Source organism: Pseudonocardia sp. KRD291 (assembly GCF_019263595.1).
GTDB lineage: Bacteria > Actinomycetota > Actinomycetes > Mycobacteriales > Pseudonocardiaceae > Pseudonocardia.
The window spans coordinates 1-24,271 of sequence record NZ_JADQDD010000036.1; the positions used below are offsets into that span (position 1 = coordinate 1).

The 24,271-nt window shown below is 73.7% G+C and carries 23 protein-coding genes; 14 read left to right on the plus strand and 9 right to left on the minus strand.

The window, feature by feature from the left end; all coding sequences use genetic code 11:
• Nucleotides 1-7: 7 nt before the first annotated feature.
• Complete coding sequence (locus I4I78_RS07900; RefSeq protein WP_218610591.1) at nt 8-1,432, plus strand: aromatic amino acid ammonia-lyase; 1,425 nt, start codon at nt 8-10, stop codon at nt 1,430-1,432.
• Nucleotides 1,433-1,449: 17 nt separating this feature from the next.
• On the opposite strand, the gene I4I78_RS07905 is transcribed toward I4I78_RS07900, so the two are convergent.
• Complete coding sequence (locus tag I4I78_RS07905) at nt 1,450-2,424, minus strand: LysR family transcriptional regulator (protein ID WP_218610564.1); 975 nt, start codon at nt 2,422-2,424, stop codon at nt 1,450-1,452.
• Nucleotides 2,425-2,536: 112 nt separating this feature from the next.
• Here I4I78_RS07905 and I4I78_RS07910 point away from each other — a divergent pair, with 112 nt between their 5' ends.
• Nucleotides 2,537-3,352, plus strand: a complete 816-nt coding sequence (locus I4I78_RS07910) for a hypothetical protein (protein ID WP_218610565.1) — start codon at nt 2,537-2,539, stop codon at nt 3,350-3,352.
• A gap of 178 nt (nt 3,353-3,530) precedes the next feature.
• On the plus strand, nt 3,531-3,941 hold the full coding sequence (locus tag I4I78_RS07915; RefSeq protein ID WP_218610566.1) for a hypothetical protein: 411 nt from the start codon (nt 3,531-3,533) through the stop codon (nt 3,939-3,941).
• Here the strand turns inward: I4I78_RS07915 and I4I78_RS07920 are convergent.
• Entirely contained in the window at nt 3,931-4,323 is a 393-nt protein-coding gene (locus I4I78_RS07920; RefSeq protein WP_218610567.1) for a YkvA family protein, read from the minus strand. The two genes, I4I78_RS07915 and I4I78_RS07920, sit on opposite strands and share 11 nt — an antisense overlap.
• Nucleotides 4,324-4,414: 91 nt before the next feature.
• On the minus strand, nt 4,415-4,855 hold the full coding sequence (locus tag I4I78_RS07925; protein WP_218610568.1) for a CBS domain-containing protein: 441 nt from the start codon (nt 4,853-4,855) through the stop codon (nt 4,415-4,417).
• Nucleotides 4,856-5,083: 228 nt separating this feature from the next.
• Between I4I78_RS07925 and I4I78_RS33385 the strand changes: the two genes are divergently transcribed.
• Both I4I78_RS33385 and I4I78_RS07930 read left to right on the plus strand, forming a co-directional pair.
• A complete protein-coding gene (locus I4I78_RS33385; RefSeq protein ID WP_255567091.1) occupies nt 5,084-5,215 on the plus strand; it encodes a hypothetical protein in 132 nt (43 codons plus the stop codon).
• A gap of 25 nt (nt 5,216-5,240) precedes the next feature.
• Entirely contained in the window at nt 5,241-6,896 is a 1,656-nt protein-coding gene (locus I4I78_RS07930; RefSeq protein WP_218610569.1) for a thiamine pyrophosphate-binding protein, read from the plus strand.
• A gap of 47 nt (nt 6,897-6,943) precedes the next feature.
• Here the strand turns inward: I4I78_RS07930 and I4I78_RS07935 are convergent, their stop codons facing one another.
• Nucleotides 6,944-8,401 carry a DUF222 domain-containing protein gene (locus tag I4I78_RS07935; RefSeq protein WP_226379307.1) on the minus strand — a complete coding sequence of 486 codons (1,458 nt, stop codon included), beginning with the start codon at nt 8,399-8,401 and terminating at the stop codon, nt 6,944-6,946.
• 265 nt (nt 8,402-8,666) lie between these two features.
• Between I4I78_RS07935 and I4I78_RS07940 the strand changes: the two genes are divergently transcribed.
• Both I4I78_RS07940 and I4I78_RS07945 read left to right on the plus strand, forming a co-directional pair.
• Nucleotides 8,667-9,224 carry an NADAR family protein gene (locus I4I78_RS07940; protein ID WP_218610570.1) on the plus strand — a complete coding sequence of 186 codons (558 nt, stop codon included), beginning with the start codon at nt 8,667-8,669 and terminating at the stop codon, nt 9,222-9,224.
• A 32-nt stretch (nt 9,225-9,256) separates the two neighbouring features.
• Nucleotides 9,257-9,829: a hypothetical protein gene (locus I4I78_RS07945; protein WP_218610571.1), complete on the plus strand. Its 573-nt coding sequence runs from the start codon at nt 9,257-9,259 to the stop codon at nt 9,827-9,829.
• 14 nt (nt 9,830-9,843) lie between these two features.
• On the opposite strand, the gene I4I78_RS07950 is transcribed toward I4I78_RS07945, so the two are convergent.
• A complete protein-coding gene (locus I4I78_RS07950) occupies nt 9,844-10,158 on the minus strand; it encodes a hypothetical protein (protein WP_218610572.1) in 315 nt (104 codons plus the stop codon).
• Nucleotides 10,159-10,355: 197 nt separating this feature from the next.
• Here I4I78_RS07950 and I4I78_RS07955 point away from each other — a divergent pair, with 197 nt between their 5' ends.
• Nucleotides 10,356-11,114, plus strand: a complete 759-nt coding sequence (locus tag I4I78_RS07955; RefSeq protein ID WP_226379308.1) for a PadR family transcriptional regulator — start codon at nt 10,356-10,358, stop codon at nt 11,112-11,114.
• Nucleotides 11,115-11,178: 64 nt separating this feature from the next.
• On the opposite strand, the gene I4I78_RS07960 is transcribed toward I4I78_RS07955, so the two are convergent.
• From I4I78_RS07960 to I4I78_RS07970, 3 genes are all read right to left on the minus strand, one after another.
• Entirely contained in the window at nt 11,179-11,574 is a 396-nt protein-coding gene (locus I4I78_RS07960; protein ID WP_218610573.1) for an SCO5389 family protein, read from the minus strand.
• A 29-nt stretch (nt 11,575-11,603) separates the two neighbouring features.
• Entirely contained in the window at nt 11,604-12,572 is a 969-nt protein-coding gene (locus tag I4I78_RS07965) for an ATP-binding protein (protein ID WP_218610574.1), read from the minus strand.
• 75 nt (nt 12,573-12,647) lie between these two features.
• A complete protein-coding gene (locus I4I78_RS07970) occupies nt 12,648-13,964 on the minus strand; it encodes a nitrate/nitrite transporter (protein ID WP_218610575.1) in 1,317 nt (438 codons plus the stop codon).
• A gap of 184 nt (nt 13,965-14,148) precedes the next feature.
• On the opposite strand from I4I78_RS07970, the gene I4I78_RS07975 reads away from it, so the two are divergent.
• Complete coding sequence (locus tag I4I78_RS07975) at nt 14,149-15,114, plus strand: proteasome assembly chaperone family protein (RefSeq protein ID WP_374225852.1); 966 nt, start codon at nt 14,149-14,151, stop codon at nt 15,112-15,114.
• A 1-nt stretch (nt 15,115) separates the two neighbouring features.
• Here the strand turns inward: I4I78_RS07975 and I4I78_RS07980 are convergent, their stop codons facing one another.
• Nucleotides 15,116-17,431, minus strand: coding sequence for a pyruvate dehydrogenase (locus I4I78_RS07980; protein ID WP_218610577.1), 2,316 nt, complete (start codon nt 17,429-17,431; stop codon nt 15,116-15,118).
• Nucleotides 17,432-17,566: 135 nt separating this feature from the next.
• Here I4I78_RS07980 and I4I78_RS07985 point away from each other — a divergent pair, with 135 nt between their 5' ends.
• From I4I78_RS07985 to I4I78_RS08005, 5 genes are all read left to right on the plus strand, one after another.
• Entirely contained in the window at nt 17,567-18,055 is a 489-nt protein-coding gene (locus I4I78_RS07985) for an Lrp/AsnC family transcriptional regulator (protein ID WP_308251970.1), read from the plus strand.
• A 42-nt stretch (nt 18,056-18,097) separates the two neighbouring features.
• Nucleotides 18,098-18,934 (plus strand): DNA/RNA non-specific endonuclease, encoded by an 837-nt coding sequence (locus tag I4I78_RS07990; protein WP_218610579.1) that lies wholly within the window; start codon nt 18,098-18,100, stop codon nt 18,932-18,934.
• Between the two features lie 22 nt (nt 18,935-18,956).
• Nucleotides 18,957-20,297 carry a serine hydrolase gene (locus I4I78_RS07995; protein WP_218610580.1) on the plus strand — a complete coding sequence of 447 codons (1,341 nt, stop codon included), beginning with the start codon at nt 18,957-18,959 and terminating at the stop codon, nt 20,295-20,297.
• Between the two features lie 181 nt (nt 20,298-20,478).
• Complete coding sequence (locus I4I78_RS08000; RefSeq protein ID WP_218610581.1) at nt 20,479-22,338, plus strand: BCCT family transporter; 1,860 nt, start codon at nt 20,479-20,481, stop codon at nt 22,336-22,338.
• Nucleotides 22,339-22,552: 214 nt separating this feature from the next.
• Nucleotides 22,553-24,265: a hypothetical protein gene (locus I4I78_RS08005; protein ID WP_218610582.1), complete on the plus strand. Its 1,713-nt coding sequence runs from the start codon at nt 22,553-22,555 to the stop codon at nt 24,263-24,265.
• The last annotated feature ends 6 nt before the right edge of the window (nt 24,266-24,271 follow it).

Genomic DNA, 24,271 nt, shown 5'->3' on the forward strand with positions numbered 1-24,271 from the left:
GGCGTCGCTGACCACGCGCACGGTCGGCGACGTCGCCCGTGCGCCCGGCCCGCCGGACCTCGTCGTCGACGGCGCCGCGATGGGCCGGGTCGGTCTCGCCTCCGCGCTCGCCGCCGACCTGAGCACCCGGCGCGTCGTCTACGGGCGGACCACCGGTGTCGGGGCGAACCGCGTCGAGCAGGCCGACGGCGCCGACTTCACCGGGCACGGCCTGCGCCTGCTGCGCAGCCACGCCGGGGGAACCGGCAACCGGCTCGACACCGCGCACGTCCGTGCGGCCATGCTGGTCCGGCTCAACCAGCTGCTCACCGGGCACTCCGGGGTGTCCCCGGCCGTCGCCGCCGCGCTGGCCGGGGCCCTGCGCATCGGGGCGCTGCCGGTCGTGCACCGGCTCGGCGCGATCGGCACCGGCGACCTCGCCCCGCTCGCCCAGATCGCGCTCGCCCTCGCCGGCGAGGGCGCCTGGGACGGTCCCGCCCCGGACCCGGTCGCGATGGACGGCGGCGACGCGCTCGCGTTCCTGAGCAGCAACGCCGCCACCCTCGGCGACGCCGCGATCGCCGCCACCCGCCTGGACGTCATCCTGGCGGCCAGCCACGTCGTCGCGGCGCTGTCCTACCTCGCGCTGGAGGGCAGCCCGGAGGCCTACGCCGAGCCGGTGCACCGCGCCCGCCCGCACCCCGGGCAGGTCCGCTGCGCGGAGCGGATGCGCGACCTGCTCGGCATGAGCGACACCCCGGCCAAGGGCCGCCGCATCCAGGACCCGTTCGGCCTGCGGGCGTTCCCACAGGTCAACGGCCCCGCGCTGGACGCGTTGGAGTACCTGCACCGGGTACTCGACATCGAGATCAACGCCGGGTCGGAGAACCCGCTGATCTCGCACCAGCACGCCGACGCCTACCACCACGCGCACTTCCACACCGCCTACGTGGCCACCGCGCTGGACCAGACCCGCGCGGGGGTGCACCAGGTCGCGGAGCTGTCCGCGGCCCGGCTCGGCGACCTCGTCGAACCGGACCAGAGCGGGCTGCGCGCGTTCCTCGCCGACGGCCCGGCAGGCAGCTCCGGGGTAATGATCCTGGAGTACGTCTCGCACGACGCCCTGGCCGCGCTGCGCCAGGCCGCGCTGCCGGCGACGCTGGGCACCGCGGTCGTCTCGCGCGGGCTCGAGGACCACGCCAGCTTCTCCACCCAGGCCGCCCGCGCCACCGGGGACGTCGCCGACGCCTACACCCGCGTGCTGGCCTGCGAGCTGGTCGCCGCCGTCCGGGCGCTGCGGATGCGCGGCGACGACCCGTCGCACCTGCCGCTGGGACCCGCGTTCCGCCGCGCCGACGAGCTCCTCGACCGTCGCACCGACGACCGCCCGCTCGCCGAGGACCTGACCGCGGCGGCCGCCCTGGTCGCCGACCCCGGGTGGTCGCAGGTGTGACGACCGGTGCCGGACGCTCACGTGGGACGGGCGTCCAGCACGTCGCGCAGGTGGGTCTCCCGTTCCCGGGCGGCGGCCTCGGCGGCATCGACGAAGCCCTGGGCGGCGTCGTCGAGGGGGCGGGCGGCCGGGTCCCTGCCAGGCAGACCGCGCCACGCGATACCCACGACCCGGGGGCCGACCCTGGACAACCCGTGGATCCGGATCCCGGCCCGCGCGTGGTCCACGCCCAGCCACGGGATCACCGCCGCGGCGTACCCCTGGGCCGCGAGCCCCAGCAGGGTGGAGTTGTGGTTGCTGCGGAACACCACCCGGTCACGCAGGCCCGGCCGGCCGAGACGGGACTCGATGGCGTGCACGGGCCGCATCCCGGCGTAGGCCATGAGGGGCAGGTCCGGGTGGTCGTCGAGATCCACCTCCCCGTCCCCGGCGGGGACGGACGCCCCGGCCGCGGTCACCAGCACGTAGGGGTCCTCCATCAGCGCCCGTACCCGGAACGGGCCCTCGGGCAGGGGCAGGACGGCGAAGCTCAGGTCGAGGTCGCCCGTCTCGAGAAGGCCGAGCAGGTCCCCGTCGTCGGGCAGCTCCTCGACCACCACCCGGACCTTCGGGAAGGCCGCGGTGAAACGCGCCAGGGCGGACGGCAGCAAGCTCGATCCGACGCTCTCGAAACAGCCCACGCGCAGGATCCCGGCCGTGCCCTCGGCGAGCGCCGCGACGTCGGTCGCGATGCGCGCCAGGACGCCCGTCAACGCCTCGGCGTGCCCCAGCAGCACCCGTCCCGCCGGGGTCAGGGTGACGGTCCGCCCGCCCGCGGAGCGGTTCACGACCCGATGCCCGATCACCGTCTCCAGGCGCGTGATCTGCTGGCTCACCGCCGACTGCGTGTAGCCGAGCGACGCGGCCGCCGCGGTGAACGATCCGGTGCGCACCACCTCGCCGAGGGCGACGACGTGGCGGACGTCGAGCCGGGCCCACAGCGACGTCGTCACCGGCCCATCCTATGAGCGAATGGAATATTCACCACGCAGAACTCGCGCTGGTGTTCATGGGTGGGTGCGGCCAACCTCGGGGAGCAGACGCTCCCGACGTGGGAAGGACCCCATGACGACCACGCAGACACACACCGCCCTCTCGCAGGTGATCGACCTCGACCGCTACCCCGTCGACCTCCTGGACAGCCCCCGGGGCCGGGCCATGGTGGAGTTCTGCCGCGCCTCGCTCGCCTTCGAGGGCGCGTGCCAGCTGCCCGGCTTCCTGCGCCCGGAGGCGGTGCGGCGGCTCGTCGCCGAGACCCAGGCGAAACGGGACCGGGCCTACCGCACCGACGCCACACACAACGTCTACTTCGAGGACGTCCCGGCCACCGCGGCCCGCGACGACACGCTCTCGCTGCTGCAGCACTCGTCCAAGTCGGCCATCGCCTGGGACCTCGTCGACGCGGACTCGCCGCTGCGCCTGGCCTACGGGTCCGACGAGCTGACCGGCTTCCTCGGACGGGCACTGGGCGTCGCCGAGCTGCACCGCTACGCGGACCCCCTCGGATCGGCGTCGCTGATGGTCTTCGAGGAGGGCGACGAGCTGGGGTGGCACTTCGACCGCTCGCCGTTCGCGGTCACGGTGATGGTGCAGCCCTCGGCCCGGGGCGGGGCCTACGAGTACCACCACGACCTGCGCGGCGAGGACCACGAGAACTCCGAGGCCCTCCGCGCGGCCGTGCGCGACGACCTGCCCGGCCGGATCACCCTGCCGAACGAGCCGGGCACCCTGAGCCTGTTCCGCGGCCGGCACTCCCTGCACCGGGTCACGCCCGTGCGGGGGGACCAGGTGCGCATCAACGCGGTACTGGCCTACTCGGAGCGCCCCGGCGACCGGATGAACCGGCTGACCCAGGAGCTGTTCTACGGCCGGAGCGCGTAGCCGCCCGGACGGCACCACGGGTCGGCCGGTCGCACGGAGTGGATCACCTGCCGGATACGATCAGCGCCTCATGTCCTCGGTCCGGCCCTGTGCCCTCCATCGAATCAGTGCCTGTCATCGAACCTGCGCCCGTCACCGGTACCGCGCCCTCGCCCTTCCGGCGGTCGCGGTCGGTCTCGTGGTGCTGTCCGCATGCGGCGGCTCGGTCGCCGACCGCGGCAGCTCGCGCACGGTGACGACCACGCAGGCCCAGGCCGTCAGCCCGTTCTGCGAGGCGGTGGAGAACAGCCGGTCCTCGGCGCGGCCGGTCACCGAGCTGGGCACCGGGCGGCGGGTCGACGACATCGCCGGCGTCGCCGACCGGGTCCGCGCGGCGAACGAGCAGGTGACGGCCCTGTCGCCGCAGGAGCTCCGGGCCGACTTCGAGCGCGTCAACGCGCTGGTCGAGCGTCAGCTGCGCCAGCTCGAGACCAACGGCGGCGACACGTTCGCGCTGGCCCGCGACCCCGACGTCGCGCGTGAGGCCTCGGACCCGGCCTACACCGCGGCGTCCGGCCGGATCAACGACTACGTGCGCTCTACCTGCTGAGCGCCGGTCGGGGCAGCTCGTCGATGATCGTCGGACGCTGCCGCTGCCAGCCCAGGTAGCGGTCCGCCTCGACCAGTAGCGCGCCGCCGAGCCACATCGCCATCACCGCGTCGTCGCCGAGACCGAACACGGTCAGGAACGCCTCGGGCACCAGGTCCACCGGTGAGACGAGGTAGACCAGGGCCATCGCGAACAGCGCCAACCGGCCCTTCCCCAGGTGCGGGTAGGTGCCGGTGGCGGAGTCGCCGACCATCTTCGGCAACGCCTGCAGGCGCTCCGCGGTGCCGGGCTCGCCCGGGCGTGCACGACGGGACAGGGCGCGCCAGAGCGCCCGGAACGCGGCGATCCGGCGCGGGGCGGTCAGTGCCGTGGCTGCCCTCATATCCCCGTCAACGTCCGCGACGCCCGGTTCGTTCCGCGCCCGGCCCCGGGCGAACCGGCCCCGGGCGGACCGGCCCGGGCCCCGGCGCGGATCAGTGGCTGGCCAGGTAGATGTCGCGGAGCACGCCGGTCTCGGTGCGCATCTCGGCGAGGCGGTGGCGCACCACGTCGCCGATGCTCACCAGGCCGACCAGCCGGTCGTTGCGCACCACGGGCAGGTGCCGGTGCCGGCGGCGGGTCATCTCCGCCATCACCTCGTCGAGGGTGTTGTCGAGAGTGCACGTCACCACGTGGCGGGTCATCACGTCGGCCACCGTGAGCTCGAGCAGGCGCGTGCCGTCGGTACCGAGCCGGCGCACGAGGTCCCGCTCGGAGATGATCCCGTGCACGGTGCGGCCCTCGTCGTCGGAGACGACCAGGGCTCCGATCGGGGGCGGCCCCGCCAGCAGCCGGACGGCCTCGGGCACCGGCGTCCGCGACGGCACCGTCCGCACCGCGTCACCCTTGATCTTGAGGATGTCGGCCACCTTCATCGCACAGCTCCTGTCCTCGTCCATGTCGTTCGAACGCCACCTATTCTTGCCTCATGGCATTGATTGCGCAAACGCACATACCTGACCTACGGGGCGCGCCGGTGCAGACCGGGCAGGTGGAACGAACCGGACCACAGGCGGACGAGACCGACCTGGACGTGGTGGATGCGGCGTTGGACGTCGCGCGGCTGCTGACCGCTGGACCTGACCGGGGCGGGCCGCGGCCTGGTGGACGACGTCGACGCCCGCCGCCGCGAGGAGATCGTCCGGATCCTCGGGCGGGTGCCCTCCGGCGAGCTCGCCGCCGCGGGACCGGCACTGCGGGCCGTCGCCGCGGCCGGACGCGAGACCCCGGCCTGACCGCCTGACCGCCTACGGTCGACCCGTGGACCAGACATGCACTGTGGATCAGGCACGCACGGTCGCCGACGACGTGCTGGACGTGCTCCGCGAGGCGGGCGCCGCAACCGTGTTCGGGTTGCCCGGCGTGCACAACCTGGCGTTCTTCTCGACCGGTCCGCGGTCGCCGCTGGTGGTCCGGCACGAGCAGGCGGCGACCTACGCCGCCGACGGGTGGGCGCGGCGCACCGGCGTGCTCGGCGCCGCCGTGGTCACGACCGGCCCGGGTGCGACGAACGCGCTGACCGGGTTCGGCGAGGCCGCCGCGGCCGGGTCGCCGATCGTGCTCGTCGCGTCCGAGATCCCGCAACGCCTGCGCCGTGAGGGCCGGCTGCGTGGCGTGCTGCACGAGTCGCGCGACCAGGCCGCGCTGTTCGCGCCGCTGGCCAAGGCGGTGTTCACGCCACGCACACCGGACGAGGCGGCCCGTGACGTGCGTGCGGCGACGACCCTCGCCCTGACCGCACCGCGCGGGCCGGTCTATCTCGACGTCCCGGCCGACGTCCTGCCGATGCCCGCCGGTGCGCCGATGCCGTCCGGTGCGCCAGTGCCCTCCGGTGCGCCAGTGCCCTCCGGTGCGCCGGTGCTCGCGGGGTCCGATGCACTCGTTGCGGACGCCGACCTGGACCGTGTCGCGGACCTGCTGCGGGACCGTTCCGTCGTCGTCTGGGCGGGGTCCGGGGCGCTCGATGCCGCGCCTGAGGTGGAGGCGCTCGCCACCCGCCTGGGCGCTCTGCTGGTGCCGTCCTTCCACGCGCACGGGCTTCCCGGCGCGGTCGGTGTCCCACCGCACGAGCCCGAGCTCGCCGAGCTGATCGGCGCAGCCGACGTACTGCTCGCCGTCGGCGGCGACCTGGACGGCATGAACACGCGCAACTGGACGATGCCCCGCCCTCCGCGGCTGGTCACCGTCGACGCGGCCGCGCCCATCGACCCTCCGGAGTGGACCCCCGACGCGGCACTCACCGGCCCGGTGCCCGCACTGCTGGACCGGCTGCGGGACCGGGTTCCGCCCCGCGCCACGTGGACGCCGCCCGATCTCGTCGCGCGGGTCCGCGCCCGCCTGCGCGACGATCCGGCATCGGCCGACGCGTTCGCGCTCGTCGAGTGCGTCGAGTCGGTCGCGGCGCGGGGTGCGGCGCTGGTCTGCGACATGGCCGTCGCCGGCTACTGGGTCGGCGGGTACGCCCGTGTCGGGGGCCCGCGCGGGCTTGCCTACCCGGTCGGCTGGGGCACCCTCGGGTTCGGCCTGCCGGCCGCGATCGGCGTCGCCGCGACCGGGGTGCCGACGGTGGCGGTCGTCGGCGACGGCGGCCTGGCGATGGGGCTGGGCGAGCTGGCCACCGTCGTCGGGGAGCGGTTGCCGGTGACCGTTCTCGTCGTCGACGACGCCGGCTACGGGATGCTGCGCTACGACCAGGACCGTGCCGGCCACCCACACGCCGGGGTCGACCTGCACACCCCCGATCTCGTCGCGCTGGCCGGAGCGTTCGGCATGGCCGGCACCGACGTCGCGACGATCGGTCCCGACCTCGCCGCCGCCCTGATCGATGCGGTCGCCTCCGGCGCACCACACCTGATCCGCGTCGGCGCCCGACTGCTGCCGCCGCGCACCACCTCGCCACGGTGGAACGAGGGCTGAACGCTGTCCGGGCCGACCGCGGTGCCTCGACGGGGCGCAGTCCGCGGTCACGGGACATCACCCGGATCGCGCGGGAGCGGCGGTGACCTGCGCGGGGGCGGCGGCGTCGATTCGCGCGCGGGCGGCGGCGTCGATTCACGCGGGAACGGCGGCGTCGATTCGTGCGGGGAAGGCGTCGTCGGTCGTGGGCGCGCTCCATCGTCGTCGGTCGTGCGCCATGGTGGTGCGGTGTAGGTGTGTCCGGTCGGCGTCGTGGTCCGGACGCCCTCTTCGGTCCTTTCCACGCTCCACCCGGGTGTTTCGCGGAGATAGTTGTGGAATTCGCACACACCTCTGCCGTTGTCGAACTCGGATATGCCGTCGTCTGCGGATCGTCGGATGTGGTCGAGATGTCGGATCGGGGCGTCGCAGTACGGTTCGCTGCACCGGTACCCGTCCCGGGCCCTGATCCACTCGGCGAGCACCCCGGTGAACAGGCGTTGCCGCGAGTCCCCGCCGATCACGATCCCGGCCCGGGTCAGTAGCCGGCGCAGGGTCTTGCGGCCGCTGCCGGTGGCCAGGACGTCGAGCGGGACCGGGCCGTGCCCGGGGATGTGCGCCGGCAGCGGTGAGTCGGGGTCGATCAACGCCTCGACCGGCACCACCACCTGCACCTCGACCGCGACATCGGGCGCGGTGACCTGTCCGGTGACCCGTTCGACCAGGGTGTCGGCCATGATCTGCCCCCGCCCGCGGGTCACCGGCTCCGAGCCGACCGCGGCCTCGTTCACGGCTTTGGCCAGGGCGGCGTAGCAGGCGACGCCCTGTTCGAGGGGCAGGTGCGCGATCAGGTCGGTCATCCCGTCCGGGGCCGGGCGCAGCGACACCCGCCGCGCTTTACGCGCGGTGCGGGAGCGGGCGTGGAACCTCTCCGGCGCCACCTGCGCCGCGAGCGCCTGGACCAGGGTCCGGATCCGGCCCACGCCCAGGTGCGCGATGTCGTGCGCGGCGAGACGGCGGTCGACCTCCGCGCGCTCGACCGCATCGAGATCGCCGGTCGCGGCGGTGATCGTGGCCGTCTTGTAGGCACTCAACTCACCCGCGGTGAACAGCGCGTGCACCCGGTCGTGCCCGTTGCGCAGGTCGCGGGCCATCCGCATCCGTTTCCCGCCCTCGGCGGGAGAGACCCGACACGCCAGCGCGATCTGTCCGGCGATGCTGCGTTCGAGCTTCTCCGGTTCCACCACCCCACCCGCCGTGCGGACCGCGGCGTGGCGGCGGGCGAAGGCGTAGATCGCCGCGGACTGCAGGGCCGCGACCCGCTGCTGCAACGACTCCAGCACCGAGATCCGATCCACCAGACCCGCCTCCGACAGGCTGGTGTCGGCGCACAACTCATCGACCACACCCGGGTCCTGCTCGGCCAGGAGCCACACGAGCGTCGGGTCGACGGGTGCGAATGCGGGCATCACGGGTTCCGGGCGGGAGCCGCCCGGAACGGTGGTGATGTCGTCGACCGCGGTCATGCACCCATTCTATTCGAACAGATGATCGAACACGAGGAACTGTTTGCGATCGTGAATTCGAGCGTCTCGGAGGAATCTTCCGGCCCGCACCGACCCTGTTCGCAGGACATTCGCGTGGCACGTGCCGTGCTTCTCGACGGGCTGCGCCGCACCTCCATGCCGAGACACGTCCAGGCCGAGACGGCGGAGATGAACGTGAGCGGAGCCCGTCCCGCCACGGTCATCTCGACCGCACATCCACCGACGACCGCCTACCCTGACGCTCGTGCCACCCCACGACCGGACCGAGCTCCTCACCGCGATCGAGGCGGGTCGCGAGTTCTCCTACCTCCCCTTCTACGGCCACCGCGCCGAGCCCGGCACCCCGGCCGGGCCGTGGCTGTTCAGCCAGTGGTGGCCGGCCGGGTTCACTGTGGACGGCCAGATGTACCGCAGCACCGAGCAGTACATGATGGAGCGCAAGGCCGACCTGTTCGGCGACACGGCCACGGCCGCCCGGATCCTCGACGCCGACTCCCCTGCCGAGGCCAAGCAGCTCGGACGCGAGGCCCGCGGCTTCGACTCCGCAACCTGGCGCCGGCACCGGTTCGACATCGTCGTGCGCGGCAACGAGGCCAAGTTCGGCCAGGACGACGCACTGGCCGAGCACCTGCGCTCGACCGGCGACACGGTCCTCGTCGAAGCCTCGCCGGACGACCGGGTATGGGGTGTCGGACGCGCCCTGGACGACCCGGCCGCCACCGACCCGCGGCAGTGGGACGGGGAGAACCTGCTCGGCTTCGCCCTGATGCGGGTCCGGGACGCGCTCCGCACACAGAGCTGACCGCGGCCGGGGAGGACGAGGGGCAGGACGACGTGCAGGAGCAGCGGGAAGGCTGGTCCGGGGTCGTGCTCGCCGGCGCGCCGGGAACCGGCAAACGCACCACCGCGTTCGCCCTGACCACTCTCGGGCGGCGCTACGAGCGTCTGCCCGCCCTGACCACGGCACGCACCGGCACCCTGGACATCGAGACCGCCACGGCAGGCCACCTCGCCGAGCTGAGGTCCTGGGCGCAGACCCTGCACGACGTCGCGCGGAACGGGGCCGCGCACCTCTACGACAGGGGACGACTGCATGGCATCCGGGACTCCGGCCGATTCCCGGTCGTCACCCTCGACACCACGGCAGCGCTCGACGCCTTCACCCGCGAGTCACCGGACTGGCTCACAGTGCTCCTGCACGGGCCGTTCGACCCCACGCGGGCCCGGATCTCTCTCCGGACGGACGGGGCGGGGCGGCGGGACCGGAACCGCTCGGACCGCGAGCTGCGCCGCATCTGGGACCGGTTCACGGTGACCGTCCGCACCGACCTGCTGACGACCCTCGAGGTCGCGCTCCTCGTCGATCGCGCCGTCCAACAGCACGACGGCAATCTCCCGAACCCCTGATCGACCGACGGCCGTCAGCGCCGCCCGGAACGGTTCGAACCGACGCGCACGAGCACCACCGCCGTCACCCCGACCGCCGTCGTACCCGCGACCACCGGTAGCGCGGCCCGTGCCTTCGCCGCCAGCCGGTCGCGGAGCAGCCCGACGCCCACCCGGAGCCGGTCGATGCTCACGGCGAGGTCGTCACGCGCCCGTTCGACCTGTACCACGTGCTCGTCCTGCAGGTCCGCGATCCGCGCCCGGATCTCGCGCGGAGACAGGTCGGTGACGTCGACGACCTGCCGCCCGTGGTCGACGACCCCGTGCTCCGCATCCTTCCGACCGGCCACCACGCACCTCCCGCACCGGGGCCGACCCCTGCGTCGTCCCGCTCACCCTCCATTGAACGCCGGATCGGACGTGCGCGGCCACGACCGAACGGTGGGGCCCGGCGACAGCCCATGGTTGCATCGTGAGCAGTCGCGATATATCGTGATGTCACGCGAGCCGATCGGATAGGGAGGCTCACCACGAGAGGAGTACGTTCATGAACGCCATGAACACACCATGGGGCGGCGGACGAGGCGGGCGCGGATCGCGCCGGGGCCGGCCGCCGTTCGCGGAGATGGCCGCAGCGATGGGACAGGCCGCGATGGCAGCAGGAGAGGCGATGGGCGAGGGACCCGACGACGAGGACCCGCGGGTCCGCCGGCTTCGCGACGCCCGGCGCGGCGGCCCGCACGGCCGCGGTGGCCGGCGCGGCGGCCCGGGTGGATTCGGTCCGGGCTTCGGCCCCGGCGGGTTCGGCCCCGGTTTCCCGCCCGGTCCCCCGCGCGGCTTCGGCCGGCGCGGCGGGCGGCGCACGAACCGCGGTGACGTGCGGTCGGCCGTCCTGGCCCTGGTCGCCGAGGCCCCGCGCCACGGCTACGAGATCATCCAGGAGATCACCGAGCGCACCGGCGGCCGGTGGAAGCCGAGCCCCGGCTCGGTGTACCCGACGCTGTCGCAGCTCGAGGACGAGGGGCTGGTCCGGGTCGAGAAGACCGAGGGCCGCCGCGTCGTGCACCTGACCGAGTCCGGCACCACCTACGTCGCCGAGCACCGCGAGGAGCTCGACGCCGTGTGGGCCGCCTTCGACTCCGACGACGGCGAGGACGACCCCGCCGCCGGCCTCTGGCAGGAGCTCGGGCAACTGCACGCCGCCGGGCAGCAGGTGATGGCCACCGGCACGCCGGAGCAGATCGCGACGGCGACCGCCTCGATCACCGAGGCACGCAAGTCGATCTACCGGCTGCTCGCCGAGTAACCGTCCCCGACGTGGACGAAGGCCCGGCCCCCGAGGGGACCGGGCCTTCGTCGTCGTGCGCGGTCTAGCAGTCCCGCAGCTCCGGGGTCTGGTTCAGCACCTGGCCGCGCGGCGAGATGAACTCGCGGTAGATCTCCGAGTCCACCGCGGACGGCGCGAACGCGGCCACCCGGTGGCAGTTCTGGAACGCCAGCACGACACCGAAGTGCCGCTCCAGCGCCCCGCGGATCGCGTTGCTGGCCAGCGCGCGCAGCAGCTGGCCGCGCTCGGCCTCGGACGGCGGCGGGACCTCGTGCTCGCCGAACGGCGCGTCCGGGCGGTCGGTGCGGTCCTCCGCGGCGGCCGAGACCACCGTCCACGCGTAGGGCAGCGAGTCGCGGACGACGGCGACGAACTGCGCGTCGTCCATCTCGCGGCGCTGCGCGGCGTCGATCACCGCGGTGGGGACGTCGAGGGACATGGTGAGACCTCCTGATGGGGCGGAACGGCTCAGGCGCGGGACTCGGCGAGCCCCGGGACGAAGTCGGGGTCGACCTGCTCGCCGAGGTCGACGCCGGTGGCGCGGTTGGCCCAGGAGTGCGCGTTGCGCAGGTGGAACGCGACCGTGTCGCGGTGGTAGGCCGCCCAGTCGCGGGTGCGGGCGTCGAGGTCGGCGAGCAGCACGTCGCAGGTCGCGGCGTTGTCCGGCTCCAGCTCGGAGACCGGGCGGGCCCGCCCGCGCTCGGCGGCGCGGACCCACGCCGACTGCCCGAGCCAGCCGACCAGCGCGTCGCCGACCTCCGAGCGCAGGTACTCGACGTCCTCGGCGCCCTCGGCCCCGGGAGCGATCTTGTTGCCGAGCACCCGCAGCGCGACGTCGTGCGCGGCCGCGTGCTCGGCGTACTGCCGGTAGACCCCGACACCGCGCCGGGTCGGTTCGCAGACCAGCACGGTCAGGTCGAAGCGGGTGAACAGCCCGGAGGCGAACGCATCGGCCCCGGCGGTCATGTCGACGACGACGTACTCGCCGGGCCCGTCGACGAGGTGGTTGAGGTAGAGCTCCACCGCGCCGGTCTTGGAGTGGAAGCAGGACACACCGATGTCGGACTCGGTGAACTCGCCGGTCACCAGGTAGCGCACGTCGCCCTGCACCCGGGACAGGCGCGCGAGCACCGCGTCGTCGCCGGAGAGGCCCAGCATCCGCGAGCCGGGCCCCGGCGGCGTCGTCTTGATCATCTCGGCGGCGGAGCCGATCCGCGGGTTCGCGCCGCGCACGTGGTCCTTGAGCCACGCCATGTCCGCGGCCAGCGACGGCGGCGGGGCGGCGTCCGGGTCGGCCCCCAGGGCCACTGCGAGGTGCTGGTTGATGTCCGCGTCGATGCCGAGCACGGGCGCCCCGGTACCGGCGACGTGCCGGGCGAACATCGCCGCCGTCGTCGTCTTCCCGCTGCCGCCCTTGCCCACGAACGCGATCCGCACCGCTTGCCCTCCGTCATCGTCCGGTTACAACGGTAACGGTATCCGTTCTCACTATCGAGTGATCCATCCGGGGGATCACCCGCGCCGGCTGAGTCGATTCTCGTTCCGCTGGCGCTGCTCTCGCGCCAGCACCTCGCGCAGCGGCGGCACGACCACGCCGTCGGCGGCCATCGCCCGCCGCGCCCGCACCCGGGCCACGAGCACGCCGACCGTGGCCAGCGCCCAGATCGGGTACTGCACCGTCCACGCCGCCCGGAACGCCTCCGGGGTGAACCCGCCGAGCGCCCCCAGCACCGCTCCGACCCCGAGCGTGACCAGCAGCGACGCGGTGAACCCGCCGACGTTGACGATGCCGACCGCCGTCCCGCGCCGGTGCCCGGGGTTGAACGTGCGGGCGTAGTCGAACCCGACCGCCGAGCACGGCCCGTTGCAGGCCAGGACGATCACGAGCAGGACCAGCAACCACAACGGCGCCGGCGGCGGGAGCAGCAGCACCGCCGTCCAGGCCCCGGCCGTCACCGCGATCACGCCGAGCACCAGCCAGGACCGGCGCAACGGGTGCCGGGCGGTGAACTCGCCGAACACCGGGCCGGCCACGGCACCGGCCGCGACCAGGACGGTCAGCAGCACGCTGGCCGCCGTCGGGGACATGCCCTGTCCGGCCACCAGATAGGGCACGCCCCAGAGCAGCGAGAACACCATCCCGGAGAACTGGGTGCCGGCGTGGGTCCAGAGCCCGAGCCGCGTGCCGGGCTCGCGCCAGGACGCCTTGAGGCCGTCGATCACCTCGCGCGGTCCGGCGGCCGGGCCGGGAGCGGGCGCGCCCGGTGGGCGGTCGGCGAACACGGCGGTGACCGCGACCGCGGCGACGACGCCGAGCGCGGCCGCGGACAGGAACGCCGGCGTCCATCCGGCGCCGTGCAGCACCGTGGCCAGCGGGATCGCCGAGAGCACCTGCCCGAGCTGGCCGAGCAGGGCGGTCAGCTGGGTCATCAGCGGCACCCGGCGCGCCGGGAACCACGCCGAGACGACGGAGAGCACGCTGATGAACGTCAGCGCGTCGCCGACACCGACCAGCAGCCGGGCCGCGATCGCCAGCGGCAGCGCCGTGGCCAGCGCCAGCATCACCTGCGCGACCGCCATCGTCAGTGCACCCACCAGCACCAGGCGGCGGGCGCCGAAACGGTCCAGCAGCAGCCCGACCGGGACCTGCAGCGCCGCGTAGACCAGCAGCTGCAGCACGATGAACCCGGACAGCACGGCCGGGGCGGCGTCGAAGCGGTCCGCGGCGTCGAGGCCCGCGACCCCGAACGAGCTACGTTGCATGACGCCGACGAGGTAGGCGAGAAGACCGGCGGACCAGACGAGATAAGCGCGACGTGACGGCGGCATAGGGCCCCCATTCTCGCGTGGCCGCCGCCCGCCGCCGAGGGTCTGCGGGGCGCCTCACGTTGTGATGTCCGTCGGGGTGAGCACGCAAGGCCATAGGGTCGGGTCACGCCGTGGCGCGCGAGGCGACCACAATCACGACGGGCGGGAGCAGCTCTCCCGCGTCCGCAACGCACGGAGGTACGTGGTGCTCGACCCCGCTCAGCTCTACGAGGTGGATCCGAACGCCCCGCACCTGACCGAACCGGTCCTGGTGGTGGTCCTCGACGGGTTCGTCGACGCGGGCAACGCGGGCGCGCTGGCCGTGGAGGCGCTCAAGGAGGGCCGCGAGGCCGTCCCGGTCGCCCGCTTCGACATCGACCAGCTCGTCGACTACCGCTCGCGGCGCCCGCCGCTGCGCTTCGAGAGCGACCACTGGGCGGGCTACACCCCGCCCGCGCTCGATGTTGTCGCGCTCACCGACACCGGCGACACCGGCTACCTGCTGCTCTCCGGCCCGGAGCCGGACACCCAGTGGGAGCGGTTCGTGGCCGCGGTCGGCCTGCTGGTCGAGGAGTTCGGGATCCGGCTGGTGATCACCCTCGGCGGGATCCCGATGGCCGCGCCGCACACCCGTCCGATCGGGGTGACCGCGCACGCCACCCGCAGCGAGCTCGTGGAGGACCACACGCCGTGGTTCACCACCGCGGAGGTGCCGGGCAGCGCGTCGGCGCTGCTGGAGTACCGGCTCGGGCAGGCCGGGCAGGACGCGATGGGCTTCGCCGTGCACGTGCCGCACTACCTGGCGCGCTCGGCCTACCCGCAGGCGGCGCGGATCCTGCTCGACCACGCCGGCCTCTCGGCCGGGCTCTACCTGCCGACCGAGGAGCTCTCCAAGGCCGCCGAGCAGGCGGACAAGGAGATCGCCGAGCAGGTCGGCGAGTCCGAGGAGGTCGGGCAGATCGTCTCCGCGCTCGAGGAGCAGTACGACCAGGTGGTCGCCGCACGCGAGGACGGCGGGCTCGGCCAGGGCCTGGGCGGCGAGCTGCCCAGCGGCGACGAGCTGGCCGCGGAGTTCGAGAAGTTCCTCTCCGACTCCGCGCAGGGCAAGCCGGAGACCGACGACCCGCCGCACGAGCCGCCGGCGCCGGGCTTCCCGCCGCCCGAGAGCTGACCTACAGCAGGTCCAGCGCCGCGGAGACGACCGAGTCGGCGTCGATGCCGTGGTGGCGGTACACCGAGGCCAGGTCGCCGGACTGCCCGAACCGGGTCACGCCCAGGTGGGTGGCCCGGACCTGGTTGATCCCGGCCAGGAACGCCAGCGTGTGCGGGTGCCCGTCGAGCAGCGTGACCAGCGGCGCTGCCCGTCGGGCGGGGAACGCGGCGTCGAGCACCCAGCCCTCGGACGGCCCCGGCACCGGTCGACCGGCGCGAGCCTGGACGGCGTCGAAGAGCAGGCCGGGGCTGGTCACGACCACGACGTCGGCCTCGGTCCCCTGCTCGGCCAGCCGGTCGGCGGCGGCGAGGGCCTCGGTCACCATCGCGCCCATCACCGCGATCGTCAGGTCCGCTCGCTCCCCCGCCGCGCGGCGGACCGGGTAGGCGCCGGCGACGACCTGGCGGCGGCGACGTTCCCGTGCGGCCGGGTCGGACGGGATCGCGGCCAGGGCCTGCTCCACCGGCCGGGTGGACAGCCGCAGATAGGCCGACGTCCCGTCCGGGCGCCCGAGCCGGGCCAGCGAGGCCAGCACGGTCCACTCGACGTCGATCGCGAACGCGGGCTCGTAGGTCACGCAGCCCGGCTGCTCCAGCCCCACCGACGGCGTGGTGATCGACTGGTGGGCGCCGCCCTCGGCCGCCAGCGACACCCCGGACGGCGTGCCGACCAGGATCGACTGCCCGCCGGCGTAGATCCCGAACGACCACGGCTCCAGCGCGCGCTCGACGAACGGGTCGTAGAGCACCCCGATCGGCAGCAGCGGCTGACCCCACCGGGACCAGGTGGCGCCGAGCTCGCCGAGCGCGCCGACCAGGTTCCCCTCGGCGATGCCCAGCTCCAGGTGCTGCCCGGTCGGGCGCTCGCGCCAGTGCAGGATCGTCTCGGGGTCGTCGTCGAACCAGTCCTTGCGCTCGGCCGTGGACCACACCCCGACCTTGTTCACCCAGCCGCCCAGGTTCGTCGACGACGACACGTCCGGGCACAGCGTGACCACCCGCGACGATGCCTCCGGGGCCTCGCGGGTGAGGTCGAGCAACGCCCGCCCGAGTGCGGCCTGGGTGGTGGCCCGCCCGCTCGGGGTGCGTCCGATGTCGGTGGGCAGCGCCGCGACCTGCCCGGACCCGTTGTCCGCCCGAGAGAGGCGTTCCGCGGTGCGGGCGCAGAGCCGGCCCGCGTCGGAGTCCGGGGCGAAGCGCCGCCACGGGTCCTCGAGCGGCACCCCGACGTCGGAGGAGAGCTGCTGCATCTGCGGCTCGGTGAGCACCGAGCCGTGGTTCTGTGGGTGTCCTGCGGTGGCCAGGCCGTAGCCCTTCACCGTGTAGGCCAGGATCACCGTCGGCCGCGAGTCGTCGATCTCGCCGAACGCGTCGCCGAGCGCGGCGATGTCGTGCCCGCCCAGGTTCCGGACGGCGGCGAGCAGCGTCTCGTCGTCCAGCTCGGCGACCAGCGCGGACAACGACTCGTCACCCACCGGCAGCCGGTCGCGGACCTCGGCCGCGTCGCAGCGCAGCAGCCGCTGGTACTCCGGGTTCCCCATGCCGTCGATCCGGGTGCGCAGGGCGTCCCCGCCGGGACGGGCGAACAGCTCGTGCAGCAGGTGCCCGTACTTGACGGTCAGCACCTGCCACCCGGCCGCGGCGAACATGCCCTCGATCCGCGGGGCGCCGATCTTGGGCACCACCCGGTCGAGGCTCTGCCGGTTCAGGTCGACGATCCAGACGACCTCGCCGAGCTCGGAGACCATCGGGTCCAGGATCGCCTCCCAGACCGCGCCCTCGTCCAGCTCCGCGTCGCCGACCAGCGAGTACTGGCGCCCCGCACTCACCCCACCGAACCGCGAGGACACGTACCGCCGCGCCAGCGCGCCCCAGATCGGTGCGGTGGCCCCGATGCCGACCGACCCGGTGGAGTAGTCGACCGGGTCCGGGTCCTTCGACCGCGACGGGTAGCTCTGCAGCCCGCCGAACTCGCGCAGCGTCGTCAGGTAGCGCTCGTCGAGCTCGCCGAGCAGGTAGTTGACCGCGTGCAGCACCGGAGAGGCGTGCGGCTTGACCGAGACCCGGTCGCCGGAGCGCAGATGGGAGAACCACAGCGCCGTCATGATCGTCGCCAGGGACGCGCTGGACGCCTGGTGACCGCCGATCTTGAGACCGCTGGGGTCGGACCGGTTGCGGTTCGCGTGGTCGATGATCGCCGTCGAGAGCCACAGCACCCGACGCTCGACCTCGCGCAACACCTCGAGCTCGGTCGTGGTGGTGGCGGCGGTGCTCATCGGGGACTCCCCTGGGTCGACATACGCAGGTTGCTCACTCAGCCCACCACCACGATGATCTGTGCACAAGCGGGGGCGCCACGACAGTGCAGACTGCTCGACCGGCCCGCCCCGATCAGGACAGGAGCGCGCAGAGTGCACACCGATCTCGACGCCCACGACGCGCAGCTGCTGCTCGCACTCGCCGAGCATCCGCGCGCCACGGTGCTCGCGCTCGCCGACCGGATCGGGCTCTCCCGCAACACCGTGCAGGCCCGCCTGGCCCGGCTCGAGCAGCGCGGCGTGCTGGGCACCTTCGAGCGGCGGATCGACCCGGCGGCGCTGGGCTACCCGCTCACCGCGTTCGTCAGCGTCCGGGTCGTGCAGCGCGAGCTCGCCGCGGTCGCCGCGGCCCTGGACCGGGTGCCGGAGGTGCTGGAGGTGCACGGCCTGTCCGGGGAGGAGGACCTGCTCGTGCACGTCGTCGCCGCCGACACCGACGACCTGTACCGGATCGCCGGTCAGCTGCTGGCCACCGACGGCGTCGAGCGCACGACGACGTCGCTGGTCATGCGCTCGCTGGTGGGGTTCCGCACCGCCCCGCTGCTGCACCGCCTGGCCGGCAGCGACGAGTCGTCGCCGTGAGGTCGCCGCGCGTTCACCGGTGAGGCCCTACGGTCGACGACCGTGAGCTCCCCCGCCCCGGCCGGCTTCGACCCGGACTTCCTCGGCGTCGCGACGCCGATGCCCACGCTGTCCGGCACCCCGACCGTGCCGCTGGCCTACACGCACTTCTCCACGCTGCACCGCCCCGACCGGCGCCTGGCCGCGGCCACCGCCGTCGGGATCGACGGCGCCACGCTGCGCAGCGTCGAGCGCAGCGACGACTGGCGTCTCGACGAGCGGGTCCCCGCCGGAGAGCAGGCCGGCGAGGACGTCTACGCCGACAACGACCTGGACCGCGGGCACCTGGTCCGCCGCAACGACCCGGTGTGGGGCACTCCCGAGGAGGCGGAGCGGGCCAACACGGACACGTTCCACTACACCAACGCCGCCCCGCAGGCCGCGGACTTCAACCAGGACCACGAGCTGTGGGCGGGACTCGAGGACTACCTGCTCGACAACGCCGGCGACAACGACCGCAGGCTGGTGGTGTTCACCGGCCCGGTGCTCGCCGACGACGACCCGCCCTACCGCGGCCTGGCGCTCCCGCTGCGGTTCTGGAAGGTCGCCGCGTTCCTCGACGGCGGCGCGCTCGCCACCACCGCCTACCTGCTCGACCAGACCCCCCAGGTCGGCGACGTCACCGAACGGGCCGAGGGCGACCCGCCGCCGCTCGGGCCCTTCCGGACGTTCCAGGTCCCGGTGGCCCGGGTCGGCGAGCTCACCGGCCTCGACCTCGGCCCGCTCGTCGCCGCGGACCGGCTCCCCGCGCCCGCGCCCGGCGCCCCCGCACCAGCCGAAGCCGACGGGCGACGACTGAGCTCCTACGCCGACATCGTCCTGACCCGGGCCGCCCGGTGATCGGGTACTAGCGTGGGGCCCCGTGCCCGAGCTGCTCCCCTCCACCGCCCGCACCCTGCTCGCCCGCGTGGCCCGCGCCCAGCGCGACGGACGCGTCCCGTCGCTGGTCGCGGGCGTGGTCCGGGACGGCGGTCTCGCCTGGTCCACGGGCCGCGGTGACGTCGCCGAGCCGCACCACGACGTCGCGTACCGGCTGGGGTCGATCAGCAAGACGGTCACCGCGGTGACCGTGCTGCGGCTGCGCGACGAGGGACTTCTCGACCTGGACGACCCGCTGGACCGCCACCTGCCCGGCACCCCGGTCGGCGACCGCACCGTCGGCCAGCTGCTCTCGCACCTGGGCGGCGCCGGGTCGGAGAGCCCCGGCGGCTGGTGGGAGCGCACCCCCGGCGGGACGCTGTCCGAGCTCGGCCTCTCCGACGCCGACCGGGTGCTGCCGGCCGCGCGCCGCTTCCACTACTCCAACCTCGGCTTCGGCCTGCTCGGCGAGCTGGTCGCGCGCGCACGGGGGCGGGCCTGGAGCGAGGTCGCCCGCGACGAGGTGCTGCTCCCGCTCGGGATGACCCGGACGACACCGCGCCCGCAGGGGCCGGCGGCGCAGGGGTTCGCCGTGCACCCGTGGTCGGAGACGGTGCTCGCCGAACCCGAGCACGACGCCGGGGTGATGGCCCCGGCCGGTCAGCTCTGGTCGAGCGCCACCGACCTGGCCCGGCTCGGGGCGTTCCTGCTCGGCGACACCGGCGACGTGCTGTCCCCGGCGACGGTCGAGGAGATGACGCTGCCCGCCGGGATCGACTCCGCGAACCCGGGATGGATGGCCTACGGGCTCGGTGTGCAGGTGATGCGTCTGTCCGAGGGCGGCTCGCCGGGCGTGACGCTGGTCGGGCACGGCGGGTCGATGCCCGGGTTCCTGGCCGGGCTCTGGGTCGACCGCGAGGAGCAGACCGGCGCGTTGGCCATGGGCAACACCACGTCCGGCCTGGACGGCGGCCTGGCGGCGGCGATGCTCGCCGACCTGCGCGCGGCCGAGCCGCGGATCGTCGAGCCGTGGCGCCCGGAACCGTCGCCGGTCTCCCCGGAGCTGCTCGGGCCGTGGTTCTGGGGCCCGTCGCCGTACGTGCTGCGCGCGGTACCCGGCGGGATGCTGCACCTGGGCGGGCTGGGCCGTCCCGGTCGGTCCTCGCGCTTCCGCCCGGGCCCGGACGGGACGTGGGTCGGCCTGGACGGCTACTTCGCCGGCGAGACGCTGCGCCTGGGCGACACCGCGCTGAGCCTGGCGACGTTCGTCTTCACGCGGACGCCGTACGACCCGGCGGCCCCGGTGCCCGGCGGGGTCGCCCCGGAGGGCTGGCAGGGCAGCTGAAACCGGTCGAGACCGAATCGTCACCTTTGCCCGCACCGCCCTGACCAGGGGGAACAATCGGACCATCCGCCCATCCCGACGACAAATGGAAGATAGTTACCTACACTCTCCGAACAATGCGCGCAATCCTTATGAACGTTGACCGGGGAGGGGAGGAACGCCCCACCGGGCGTATCCAGTCATGACACAGACAGAGCCACACCACAGGGCCGCCGAGCCCGCGCCGGACGGTGCGGGCGACCGGCCCCGCACCGACTGGACGATCTTCGCGGTCGGCGCCGCCCTCGTCCTCGTCTTCCTGCTCTGGGGCCTGTTCGCCAGCGAGTCGCTGTCGTCCACGGTCAGCACCCTTCTCGACGGCCTGATCCGTGGGGGCGGATGGGGCTTCATCCTGGCCGCGACCGGCTTCGTGGTCTTCGCGCTCTGGCTGGCGTTCAGCCGCTTCGGCAAGATCCGCCTGGGCACCGACGCCGAACAGCCCGAGTTCCGGACGGTGTCCTGGATCGCGATGATGTTCTCGGCCGGCATGGGCATCGGCCTGATGTTCTTCGGCGTGAACGAGCCGCTCTCGTTCTTCGCATCGGACACGCCTCCGGGCGCCGCCGCGCCGGGGTCCACCGAGGCGCTGCAGGTCGCGATGGCGACCTCGCTGTTCCACTGGACGCTGCACCCGTGGGCGATCTACGCCGTGGTCGGCCTGGCCATCGCCTACTCGACGTTCCGCAAGGGCCGCCGCCAGCTGATCAGCCAGGCGTTCGTCCCGCTGATCGGCAAGAAGGCCGCCGAGGGCGGGATCGGCAAGGCCATCGACATCCTGGCCATCTTCGCCACCCTGTTCGGCTCGGCCGCGTCGCTGGGCCTGGGCGCCTACCAGATCGGCGGCGGCCTGCAGGCCGGCGGCTTCACCGAGGGCCGGCCCGGACCGGCGATCCTGGCGATCATCATCGTGGTGCTCACCGCGGCGTTCATCCTGTCCGCCGTCTCCGGTGTCGCCAAGGGCATCCAGTGGCTCTCCAACATCAACATGGTGCTGGCCGGTCTGCTCGCCCTGTTCGTGTTCGTGGTCGGCCCGACGGTGATCATCCTGGACCTGATCCCGACGTCGATCGGCGCGTACTTCTCCGACTTCTTCGAGATGGTCGGGCGCACCGAGGCCACCGGTGGTGAGCCGATGCTCACCTGGCTGTCCTCCTGGACGGTCTTCTACTGGGCCTGGTGGATCTCCTGGACGCCGTTCGTCGGCATGTTCCTGGCCCGGATCAGCCGCGGCCGCACGATCCGCGAGTTCGTCGGCGGCGTGATCCTGGCGCCGAGCCTGGTCAGCCTGGTCTGGTTCTGCATCTTCGGCGGCACCGCGATCACCCAGGCGCAGGGCGGCGCGCAGTTCTCCGAGGACTCGAACGTGCAGCTGTTCCAGGTGCTGCAGCAGTACCCGCTGGCGACGTTCACCGGCCTGCTCGTGATGGCGCTGGTCGGCATCTTCTTCGTCTCCGGCGCCGACGCCGCGTCGATCGTGATGGGCACGCTGTCGCAGCGCGGCACCATCGAGCCCAGCAAGTGGATCGTCGTATTCTGGGGCTCGGTGATGGGCGCGGTGGCCGTGCTGATGCTGGTCACCGGCGGCGAGAACGCGCTCGACGGCATCCAGAACCTCACCATCCTGATCGCCGCGCCGTTCGTGGTGGTCATGGTCCTGCTGTGCTTCGCGCTGGCGAAGGACCTGCGACGGGACCCGATGATGCTGCGCGACCAGAAGGGCTCCGAGGTCATCGAGCAGGCGGTCGACTACGCGACCGAACGCCACGGTGACGACTTCTACCTGCGGGTGCGCGCGTTCCCGGAGGACGACGAGGCGTCCGACGGCGCCGGGAACCGCAACGGCAGCAAGAACGGCCCCGGGACCGGGCCCGGTTACACGATGACCGAGCCCGGCGACCCCGAGGCCGACGCACCGCCGCCCGAGACGACCGAGGAGAAGGCCGTCAAGGCGGAGGGCGAGACCCCCGAGAAGCCCGGGCGGGCACCGGTGGCGGGCGACTGACCCGCTGCTGCAGACCGGAGACGGCCGGAGGATCCACCGATCCGGTACCGGCGACAGGTGTGACCCGACGCGGTCACGGTCGTTGAGCAGAGGAGGCCCGGACACGACACCGGGCAGCACCCCACGAGGGCCGGTGATCGTCGCACGCGCCGCGTGAATCGATCATGCGCCCCCTCGGGCCGAGAACACGGAGGGACCTGACACAGTGGGCCGAATGCGTCTCGTGTTCACCCCGGGAGACGACCAGGGGTACGCCGAGGCCCGGCACGGTCTACTCGAGCAGTTCCACGTCTGGGCCCGGCGCCACCGGGTCGAGGTCGACACCGCCCTGGTGGCCGCCGCCGTCGACTACAAGTACGCGCGCGACCGCCGCCTCGGCCGCTGGGCCCGCTCGCACGTCGCCGACGCGCTGGGCATGTGGTTCCCGCGCAAGGTCACCGTGCTCGAGCCCGACGACGTCCCGCCCGCGTTCCACGCCCTGATCGACTTCCTGGCCGCGCACGACTGGCTCGACCCGCAGTCGGACGCCCCCGCCGCGCTGCACGAGCAGGTGCGTCATTCCACCCCGGCCCTGCACGACGGCATCGCCGACGAGCGCAATTACGACCTCGGCAAGTTCTGGGGCGTGCAGCTGTACCGGCACGGGGTGGACCCGGCCGACCCCTCGGCGGTCCAGCGCTTCCTGAACCGGGCAGGCTCCGGTGAGGCCGACGTCGACCGGCACGCGCTGGCCGAGATCATGCGCCGGGACGCGGACGTCCCGGCGGGCACCGACCCGGACCCGGAGCTGCCTCCGGTGCTGCTGCCCGGCGCCGCCACCCTGGTCCGCGCCGCCGAGCAGAGCGTCGCCCTCGATCAGCTCCGCAAGCTGACCCGGTGGGTCCGCGCCGGCCGCCGGCTCACCTCGGACGGGCGCCTCAACCGGGCCGACGCGCTCGACCTCGCGCGGCACCTGGAGCTCGACCACATCTACCGCGACAAGGCACGCACCAGCGACGACCTTCCGGAGGTCTCGCTGCTGCTGCGCTGGGCGCGTGCCGCCCGCCTGGTCCGCCCGGTGCGCGGGCGGCTGGTGCCGGTGAAGAGCGCCGCGCCGGTGCTGAACCGGCCGATCGAGCTGTGGCAGCGGGTGTTCGAGTCGGTCGGGCGGCTCGGCGACAACCTCGGCGGTACCGACGTCTTCGGCGCCCCGTCGCTGTTCGGGATGTCGCTGGCGCAGGCGTTGCCGATGTTGTGGGTCGGCCTCTACGCCGCGGGCGGCGGCCCGGTGCCGCTGGAGCGCTTCCACCGCCTGGTGCGCGACACCGTGAACGCCGACTGCGGCTGCGTCGTCGACGACCTCGCCGGCGACGTCGAGCAGCGGCTCTGGCGCCGCGACGTGACCGCGTTGCTGGACGCGATGGAGCTTCTCGGCGCGATCGAGCTCGGCGAGACCCTGGACTCCGACGAGCTCGATGCCCTGGTCGAGCTGGCCCAGCGCGACGACCCGGATCCGACGGTGGTCACGCTGACCCCGATGGGACTGTGGGCGGTGCACCAGCACCTGGTCGAGCGGGGCTTGCACGTGCCGGCCCCCGGCGAGCTGGCCGACGAGGACATCGAGTACGTCTGCGTGCGCCTGTCCGGGGTCCGCACCGACGTCGCCGAGGCCGAGCTGACCGCGTGGGCGAAGGCCCGCCGCCCGGCCGACGCCGCCCGCGAGCTGGACCGGTTCCTGCGCCGCTGCGACGTCGCGAGCCACCGCGGGATGGCCCTGCACGCCCTGGAGCAGACCGGGCGGCCGGGTCCGGCCGCGGGCCACCGGCCCGTCCGGCACGAGTCCGGTGACCGCCGCCCGGGCGCCGACGCCGCGGCACCCGCCCAGCGGACCGGGCCCGGGACGCACCCGCGTCCGGCCCTGCGGCGCGACCTCGAACCGACCGGCTGAGGCCGC